This window comes from Thermogemmata fonticola (assembly GCF_013694095.1).
GTDB lineage: Bacteria > Planctomycetota > Planctomycetia > Gemmatales > Gemmataceae > Thermogemmata > Thermogemmata fonticola.
This window is the reverse complement of record NZ_JACEFB010000059.1, coordinates 1-213: the sequence shown is the minus strand read 5'-3', so window position 1 is coordinate 213 and position 213 is coordinate 1. Positions and strand designations below refer to the sequence as shown.

Below are 213 nucleotides of genomic sequence, written 5' to 3'. Positions count from 1 at the left end.
CCCACATAGCCCAACAACGCATCCGCCGCCTTTCGCTTCGCTCCCCGCAACCCGCCACGCCAGTCGAGCAGCTTCGTCCAAGCCGCTTCGTAACCTTCGTGCTTGAAAACGTGCAGCAAGTCGCTCGCCCAGGCTTTGCCAGTGTCGCTGTCCTCGCCAAAAACCGCACGGCGAGCCGCGTGCACATGCTCGGCCAAGTGGTAGAAATCCAAC

The 213-nt window shown here is 62.0% G+C and carries 1 protein-coding gene; it reads right to left on the bottom strand.

The window, feature by feature from the left end; all coding sequences use genetic code 11:
- Nucleotides 1-213, bottom strand: a 213-nt coding sequence (locus H0921_RS17675) for a hypothetical protein (protein WP_228500135.1), incomplete at both ends; no start/stop codon positions are given.